We start from the raw sequence: 8117 nt of genomic DNA, 5'->3' as shown, positions 1-8117 counted from the left end.
GAGCAGGTGGCCGCCGGCCGCCGCCAGCCCCAGCGCGCCGACGATCAGCCAGTGCCCGTCGCCCCACTGCTGGAGGCTGAAGCCGCCGAGCGTCGGCGCCACGAACGACGCCGCCGGGAAGGCCAGGTAGAACACCGACTGGTAGCGGGCCCGCAGCGCCGGTGGGGCCAGGTCGGCGTTGATCTGCGCGTTCGGCGGCGCGGCGAGCATGGAGCCGACCGTCCAGACCACGCAGGCGCCCAGGTAGAAGGCGAGGCGGTCGGCGAACGCCAACGCCCCGAAGCCGACCGCCAGCAACGCCGTGGAGGCGGCGAGGACGGTGCCCTTGCGGTGCCGGTCGATGAGCCGGGGTACGAAGAGTTGCCCCAGCACGATCAGCACCCCGCCGAGAGCCACCACCGAGCCGTACGCGGAGGGGCCGAGCCCGTCCGCGCGCATCGCCAGCGGCATGATCGTCGACGCCTGCATGGTCAGGACCGCCAGCACGAAGGTCAGCCCGACGAAGACCAGGAAGTGCCGGTCGGTGAGCGCGGTGTGCAGCCCGGGGCGGCGGGTACGTCGCCGGACGGAGGTCGGCGGCGGTGGTGCCGTACCCGCCGGTGGTGTGGACCTGGCGGGCATCGTCTCCGGGACCTTCCACGCGATCAGCAGCGCGGTGGCCAGCGTGGCGGCGGCGTCCACCAGGAAGAGCGCGACGTAGCTCGCCTCGGCCAGCAGTCCGGCCAGCAGCGAGGCCACCGCCATGCCCAGGTTGAACGCCCAGAACTGGAGGTTGAAGGCGCGCGAGCGGCGGTGTTCCGGCACCACGTCGACGATCGCCGCGACGAACGCCGGGCTGGGCATCGAGTGCGTCACGCCGACCAGCAGGGCGAGCGCCGCGATGACCGCGAGGTGCTGGCTCAGTGCCAACGCGACCATCAGCCCGGCGGTGACCAGGTGCGCGGCCACCAGAGTCGACCGGCGGCCCCAGCGGTCGGCCAGCACCCCGCCGAGCAGTACCCCGATCGCCCCACCGGCCCCGTACGCCCCGACCACCACCCCGGCCAGCGACGCGCTGGCTCCTCGGGCGGCGGTCAGGTAGAGCGACAGGAAGAGCATCGCGAACGCGCCGGCTCGGTTGATCAGCAGCCCGGCCCAGAGGTACCAGAAGGTGGCGGGCAGTCCACCTGCCGTGTCGGCGAGCCAGCGGCGCGGCCCGGCGGCCGTACCGCGCTCGTGCTGGTCTGCGGCCCGCACCCCGACCTCCCGATCTGTTCGGTTACCTAACAGATCTTGCCCGAGCCGGTCGGAGGGGTGGGACGAGGGGCGGACTCAGCTCCGGGTGGTCGCCACCGGCTCGGCCGCCTGGGGCGCCGCCGGCTGCGGTGCGGTCGACTGGACGGTCACCACGGGGGCGGCACCGGCGGTCCGCAGCGCCAGCGCACGCCGCTCCCGGGCCGGTCCGGAGACCAGGTGGCCGACCGCCATCACGGCACCGATGGCGGCACAGCCCAGCCAGAGGGTGGCGTTGCCGGCCTGCTCCCGCACCAGGCCGCCGAGGATCGGTGCGGCGGCTCCGGCGAGCTGCCAGGAGAGCGAGAAGACGCCCTGGTATCGGCCACGCAGCTCGCCGGGGGAGAGTTCGGCGATGAGGGTGGCGTTGGACGGCGAGTTGAGCATCTCGCCCACCGTCCAGATCAGCACGGTGAGCCCGAAGAACCAGGCCACGTCGGCGAAGGCGGTCAGCCCGAAGCCGACGCCCATCACCACCGCCGCCAGGGCGAGCACGTGCGAGCGGTTGCGGCCCCGGATCAGCCGGGGTACGAAGAGCTGGCCGGCGACGATGAGGACCCCGTTGAGCGCGATCACCGAGCCGTACGTGGCGGGGCTCAGGCCCGAGTCGGCCATCGCGATCGGCAGCATCGAGATGTGCTGGAGGAAGACCAGCGCCCCGAGCAGGTTCAGTGCCACGAAGCCCAGGTACACCCGGTCGGTGAGGATGGTGCGCAGGGCGCCGGGGCGCTTGCCGTCGCGGGGCATCCCCACGCTCACGGTGCGCGTCTCCCGTACCCGGATGAAGATGATCAATGCGGTGACCAGTGTGGTCGACGCGTTCACCACGAACAGCAGCAGGTAGCCGGCCTGGGCGGCGAAGCCGGCCAGCACCGCCGCGCAGGCGAAGCCGAGGTTGATCGCCCAGTAGTTGAGCGAGAACGCGCGCAACCGGTCCCGCTCCGGCACGACGTCGATCATCATGGCGCCGAACGCCGGCCGGGCCGCCTCGGCGAAGAGGCCGAGCAGCAGCGCTCCCGCCGCGAGGGTCGACAGGTCCCGGGCGAAGCCGAGGGCGAGCATCATGGTCGCCGCGCCGAGGTGGGCGGTGAGCAGGGTGGGTCGCCGTCCCCACCGGTCGGTGAGCGTACCGCCGGCGGTGGTGCCGACCGCGCCGCCGACGCCCCACGCGCCGATCACCAGGCCCGCCTGGGAGGCCGAGAAGCCGCGTTCCTGGGTCAGGTAGATCGCGAGGAAGACGAGGACGAACGAGCCGAGGCGATTGATCAGCGTTCCGGTCCAGAGGTACCAGAAGGTCGTCGGTAGACCGCCTGTGGTGTCCCGGAACCAGCCCCGTATCGCGCGCACCTGGGCGCACCCCCGTTTCGGTAATGACCAATGATCGAGATGATCCCTTACAACTTAGATGTCGGCCGGAAGCCCGGTCACGCCGTTTTCCACGTGGTGGTCGTCACCCCCCTTCCCGCGCGTCCACTCGCGGGTTGCGGCAGGATGATCCGCATGACAGCTAGCGAGGGACCCACCGTCGGGACGCTGGTCCTGCTGCGGCACGGCGAAAGCGACTGGAACGCCAAGAACCTCTTCACCGGCTGGGTCGACGTGGACCTGACCGCGAAGGGGGAGAACGAGGCGCGCCGCGGCGGCGAGCTGCTGCGCGAGCACGACCTGCTCCCCGACGTGGTGCACACGAGCGTGATGCGCCGCGCCATCCGCACCGCCGAACTGGCGTTGAACGCCGCCGACCGGCACTGGATCGCGGTGCGCCGGTCGTGGCGGCTCAACGAGCGGCACTACGGCGCCCTGCAGGGCAAGGACAAGAAGCAGACCCTGAACGAGTACGGCGAGGAGCAGTTCATGCTCTGGCGCCGCTCGTACGACACCCCGCCGCCGCCTATCGCGGACGACGACGAGTGGTCGCAGGTCGGTGACCCGCGGTACGCGCTGCTGCCGACCGAGTTGATGCCCCGCACCGAGTGCCTCAAGGACGTCGTCGACCGGATGCTGCCCTACTGGTACGACTCGATCGTGCCGGACATCCTGGCCGGTCGGACCGTGCTGGTGGCGGCGCACGGCAACTCGCTGCGGGCGCTGGTGAAGCACCTGGACCAGATCAGTGACGAGGCGATCGCCAAGCTCAACATCCCGACCGGGATCCCGCTGCGCTACGACCTGGACCCGCAGCTGCGTCCGCAGACGCTGGGCGGCACCTACCTCGACCCGGAGGCCGCCAAGGCCGCCGCCGCCGCGGTGGCCAACCAGGGCCGCTGACGCCCGCACCCGGCCCGTCGGGCTCGGACGTTAGGAAGGGCCCCCTGCTATACGCGAGGCGTTAGCAGGGGGCCCTTCCTTCGCTCTCAGGCCGGGGTGACGGGCTCGCCGGTGATCAGGTAAACCACGTGCTCGCCGCTGTTCACCGCGTGGTCGGCGAACCGCTCGTAGAAGCGCCCGAGCAGGGTGGCGTCGATGGCCGTCTCCACGCCGTACGGCCAGTCCTCGCCGAGCAGCACCCCGAACAACCCCTTGTGCAGCTCGTCCATCGCGTCGTCGTCGCTGTCCAGCTCGGCGGCGACGGTGGCGTCCGGACGCGCCAGCACGGAGGCGATCTTCTCGGCCATCCGGTCGGCGATGCCGGCCATGTCGGTGAAGACCGGCCGCAGCTCCGCCGGCACGGCCGGCGACGGGTGCCGGCGCAGCGCGGTCTTGGCGACGTGGTCGGCCAGGTCGCCCATCCGTTCCAGGTCGGCGGCGACGTGCAGGGCGGTGATCATGGCGCGCAGGTCCGACGCGACCGGTGCCTGGCGGGCCAGCAGGTCACAGACCCGCTCCTCCACCTGCCGGTAGAGCGCGTCGATCCCGGCGTCCCCCGCGATCACCGATTCGGCCGCCTGCCGGTCGGCGGTGAGCAGGGCCCGGGTGGCCTGGCGCAGCGCCGCCCGCACCCCCTCGGCCATCTCCACCAGCATCTGGCTGACCGTTTCGAGATCGGCCCGGAACTCGTCGCGCATGCTCACGTCCTGTCGGTCGGCGCCGGCACCGCGCCGGCGAGGGTTCGTGCAGGTACGCCGCCCAAGCTAGGAGCACCGGGAGGACCTCAGGTGAACGCCGGTGAACTGAGCCGGACGCGCAGGTGAACTTTCCCGGAAGTGAGAGTGCTTCGTCCCGTTCCGTACGGTAGCCGGGTCGACAATGACCCTACGATCGCCGGGTGACGTGGGCGGTGACGGTGGGAGTGGCCTCGGCCCTGGTGGTCGGGCTGGTCGCCGGACTGTCGCTGTCCCGGTTCGTCCCGGCGGCGCGCCGGTCGGCGGGCTCCGCCGGACGTGGGTGGGCCGGTCTCCGGCTCGGTAGGGGGAGGCACACGATCGTCGACGAGGTGCAGGTCGGGCTCGGCCGCCGCGCGATCGACTCGCTGCGTGCCGGAGTGGTGGTGCTCGACCCCGAGGACGTACCCGTGCTCGTCAATCCGGCGGCCCGGGCCCTGGGCCTGCTACGGACCGGTGGCCGGCCGGGCTCGATCATCGCCCACCCGCTGGTCCGTACGCTGGCCGGGCAGGTACGCCGCACCGGCGTACGCCGCGAGATCGAGCTGGACCTGCCCCGGGGCCGCGACAACGCCGGGGACAACCCGCTCGGCGTGCACCTGCGGGCGATGGGCCTGGGCGGCGGTTACATCGCCGTGGAGGCGACCGACGTGACCGAGTCGCACCGGCTGGCCCGGGTGCGACGCGACTTCGTGGCCAACGTCAGCCACGAGCTGAAGACCCCGATCGGCGCGCTGCAACTGCTCGCCGAAGCGCTGCTCGACGCCACCGAACCGGCCGGCGGTGACCGGCCGGACCTCTCCGAGGACATGGTGGCGGCCCGGCGGTTCGCCGAGCGGATCCAGCACGAGTCGACCCGCTTGGGGCGGCTGGTGCAGGAACTGCTGGAGCTGACCCGCCTCCAGGGCGCCGAGCCGCAGCCGGCCCCCGAACCGGTCGCGGTGGACTGGGTCATCTCCGAGGTGGTGGACCGGACCCGGACCACGGCCGCCGCCCGCCGGGTCCGGGTGACGGCCGACTCCGGCCGGGGGCTGACCGTGTACGGCAGCGACAGCCAACTGGCCACGGCGGTGGCGAACCTGGTGGAGAACGCCGTGAACTACTCGGGCGAGGACACCACGGTACGGATCACCACGCTGGCCACCGACGACCACGTGGAGATCGCCGTGGCGGACCAGGGCATCGGGATCGCGCCCACCGACGTGGACCGGATCTTCGAGCGGTTCTACCGGGCCGACCAGGCCCGTTCCCGCTCCACCGGTGGTACCGGCCTGGGGCTGGCCATCGTCAAACACATCGCGAGCAACCATGGCGGCCGGGTGTACGTGACGAGCACTCTTGGTGGTGGGTCGACGTTCACCCTCCGGCTGCCGGCCCGACCGCCGGACGATCTGCTGGCGGCACTGCCGGCCGGTGGGATCGAGGCCGGCCCGGCCGACCTCCGGCAGGTCTGAACCACACGTGGGTCGGGCCGGGCACCGCCCGGTCCGACCCGGATCGAAAGGAAACACCGTTGAGCCGCGTACTGGTGGTCGAGGACGAGGAGTCCTTCTCCGACGCCCTGTCGTACATGCTCCGCAAGGAGGGGTTCGAGGTCTCTGTGGCCGCCACGGGCACGTCGGCGCTGACCGAGTTCGACCGGACCGGGGCCGACATCGTCCTGCTCGACCTGATGCTGCCCGAGATGTCCGGGACCGAGGTCTGCCGGCAGCTCCGGCAGCGGTCGCACGTGCCGATCATCATGGTCACCGCCCGGGACAGCGAGATCGACAAGGTGGTCGGCCTGGAGATCGGTGCCGACGACTACGTCACCAAGCCGTACTCTCCCCGCGAACTGGTCGCCCGGATCCGGGCGGTGCTGCGCCGGCAGACCGTCGAGACGACCGAGTCGGGCCTGCCGACGCTGGCCGCCGGCCCGGTCCGGATGGACATCGAACGGCACGTGGTGACCGTCGACGGGGGCGCGGTGCAGTTGCCGCTCAAGGAGTTCGAGCTGCTCGAACTGCTGCTGCGCAACGCCGGCCGGGTGCTGACCCGGGGACAGTTGATCGACCGCGTCTGGGGCGCCGACTACGTGGGCGACACGAAGACGCTGGACGTCCACGTCAAGCGCCTGCGCTCCAAGATCGAGCCGGAGCCGTCCACGCCGCGCCACATCGTGACGGTGCGTGGTCTGGGCTACAAGTTCGAGCCGTGATCCACCGACCGGCGACCGGTCGTCAGGCCGGGTCGGCCGGGTGCGGGGCGACCAGGCCCTGCCGGACCCGCGCCGCGCACAGCTCGGCCAGCCGGGCGTACGCGGCGGCGCCGACCAGGGCGGTCAGCTCAGGCCCGTAGGAGAGGTACATCGGTTCGCTGCCGACGTGGGCGTCGGTGGAGGACGTGCACCACCAGTCGAGGTCGTGCCCGCCCGCGCCCCAGCCCCGCCGGTCGAACTCGGCCAACGTGGAGACCAGCACCTTGGTGTTGTCCGGCCGCTTCACCCACTCCTGGTCCCGCCGGACCGGCAACTGCCAGCAGACGTCCGGCTTGTACTCCAGCGGGTGCACCCCGTCGCGCAGCGCCTGGGCGTGCAGCGCGCATCCGCCGCCGCCGGGGAAGTCGGCGTCGTTGAGAAAGACGCACGGTGCGTCCGGACCCTGGGTGGCGGTACGCCGCGCCGGGTTCTTGCCGTCCACGGTGTCGTTCTCGGTCCAGTTCTTGGTGCCGCGCCGGTAGTGCTGCCAGGTCTGCGGGGTCAGCCGCTTCACCGCGCCGCGTACCCGCTTCTCGTCGTCGGAGTCGGTGAAGAACGCGCCGTGCGAGCAGCAGCCGTCGGCGGAGCGGCCGGCGATGATGCCGTGGCAGCCCTGCCCGAAGACGCAGGTCCACCGGGACAGCAGCCAGGTGAGGTCGGCCCGGATCAGGTGCCGCTCGTCGGCCGGGTCGACGAACTCGATCCACTCCCGAGGGAAGTCCAGCGGCACCTCACGGCTGCGCGGGTCCGCCGGGTCGTCCACCAGCACGCGGAGTTCGATCTGCCCTGTCACTCGGCCCAGCGTACGCGTGGTGCAGGGGGATGGCCGGTGAGTGACGCGAACCTTGGCCCTAGTGTTTCCCCATGCGACTGGGTGTCCTCGATGTCGGTTCGAACACGGTGCACCTGCTGGTGGTGGACGCCCATCGCGGCGCGCACCCGTGGCCGGCGCACTCGGAGAAGGTGGTGCTGCGGCTCGCCGAGCAGATCGGCCCGGACGGCGCACTCCGCGACACCGGTGCGGACGCCCTGGTGGAGGCCGTCGGCGCGGCCCGCGCCTCAGCCGATGCCCTGGGCGTGGACGAGCTGCTCGCCTTCGCCACCTCGGCGGTACGCGAGGCCACCAACGCCGCCGAGGTGCTGGCGCGGGTCCGGGAGGCGACCGGCGTACGCCTGGAGGTCCTGCCCGGCGCGGACGAGGCGCGGATGACGTTCCTCGCCGTGCGGCGGTGGTTCGGCTGGTCCGCCGGTCGGCTGCTGGTGCTGGACATCGGCGGCGGCTCGCTGGAGATCGCGGCCGGCATCGACGAGAACCCGGACCTGGCGGTCTCGCTGCCGCTGGGTGCCGGTCGGCTGACCCGGGACCGGCTCGGTGTGGACCCGCAGAGCGGCCGTCCGCCCGCGCCGGAGACCGTGGACGGGCTGCGCGAGTACGTCGACGGCCTGCTGGAGCCGGTGGTCGAGCGGATGACCGGGGTGGGCTGGGACCGGTCGGTGGCCACCTCCAAGACGTTCCGCACGCTGGCCCGGCTCGCCGGCGCCGCGCCCAGCGGTGCCGGGCGCTGGGC

8 protein-coding genes are annotated in these 8117 nt (G+C 72.2%); 4 read left to right on the top strand and 4 right to left on the bottom strand.

Features of this window, described 5'->3' with window-relative positions:
• Both EYA84_RS21335 and EYA84_RS21330 read right to left on the bottom strand, forming a co-directional pair.
• Positions 1–1236 (bottom strand): MFS transporter (locus EYA84_RS21335; RefSeq protein ID WP_131054818.1); only part of this gene is annotated, 1236 nt, incomplete at its 3' end.
• A 75-nt stretch (positions 1237–1311) separates the two neighbouring features.
• Positions 1312–2619 carry an MFS transporter gene (locus tag EYA84_RS21330; RefSeq protein ID WP_131054817.1) on the bottom strand — a complete coding sequence of 436 codons (1308 nt, stop codon included), beginning with the start codon at positions 2617–2619 and terminating at the stop codon, positions 1312–1314.
• Between the two features lie 153 nt (positions 2620–2772).
• Here EYA84_RS21330 and EYA84_RS21325 point away from each other — a divergent pair, with 153 nt between their 5' ends.
• Positions 2773–3540, top strand: a complete 768-nt coding sequence (locus EYA84_RS21325) for a phosphoglyceromutase (protein WP_131054816.1) — start codon at positions 2773–2775, stop codon at positions 3538–3540.
• Between the two features lie 86 nt (positions 3541–3626).
• Here EYA84_RS21325 and phoU read toward each other — a convergent pair whose 3' ends face one another.
• Positions 3627–4277 carry a phosphate signaling complex protein PhoU gene (gene phoU / locus EYA84_RS21320; RefSeq protein WP_131054815.1) on the bottom strand — a complete coding sequence of 217 codons (651 nt, stop codon included), beginning with the start codon at positions 4275–4277 and terminating at the stop codon, positions 3627–3629.
• A gap of 200 nt (positions 4278–4477) precedes the next feature.
• On the opposite strand from phoU, the gene EYA84_RS21315 reads away from it, so the two are divergent.
• Entirely contained in the window at positions 4478–5767 is a 1290-nt protein-coding gene (locus tag EYA84_RS21315) for an ATP-binding protein (protein WP_236145885.1), read from the top strand.
• A 59-nt stretch (positions 5768–5826) separates the two neighbouring features.
• Positions 5827–6510 carry a response regulator transcription factor gene (locus EYA84_RS21310; RefSeq protein ID WP_131054814.1) on the top strand — a complete coding sequence of 228 codons (684 nt, stop codon included), beginning with the start codon at positions 5827–5829 and terminating at the stop codon, positions 6508–6510.
• A 22-nt stretch (positions 6511–6532) separates the two neighbouring features.
• Here EYA84_RS21310 and EYA84_RS21305 read toward each other — a convergent pair whose 3' ends face one another.
• Entirely contained in the window at positions 6533–7342 is an 810-nt protein-coding gene (locus EYA84_RS21305) for a hypothetical protein (RefSeq protein ID WP_131054813.1), read from the bottom strand.
• A gap of 71 nt (positions 7343–7413) precedes the next feature.
• Here EYA84_RS21305 and EYA84_RS21300 point away from each other — a divergent pair.
• On the top strand, positions 7414–8117 hold a 704-nt coding region (locus tag EYA84_RS21300), incomplete at its 3' end, for a Ppx/GppA phosphatase family protein (RefSeq protein ID WP_131054812.1).

Source organism: Verrucosispora sp. SN26_14.1 (genome assembly GCF_004307965.1).
Lineage (GTDB): Bacteria > Actinomycetota > Actinomycetes > Mycobacteriales > Micromonosporaceae > Micromonospora.
Note: the sequence above shows the minus strand (reverse complement) of the source record. Positions and strands in the feature narration are given on the sequence as shown.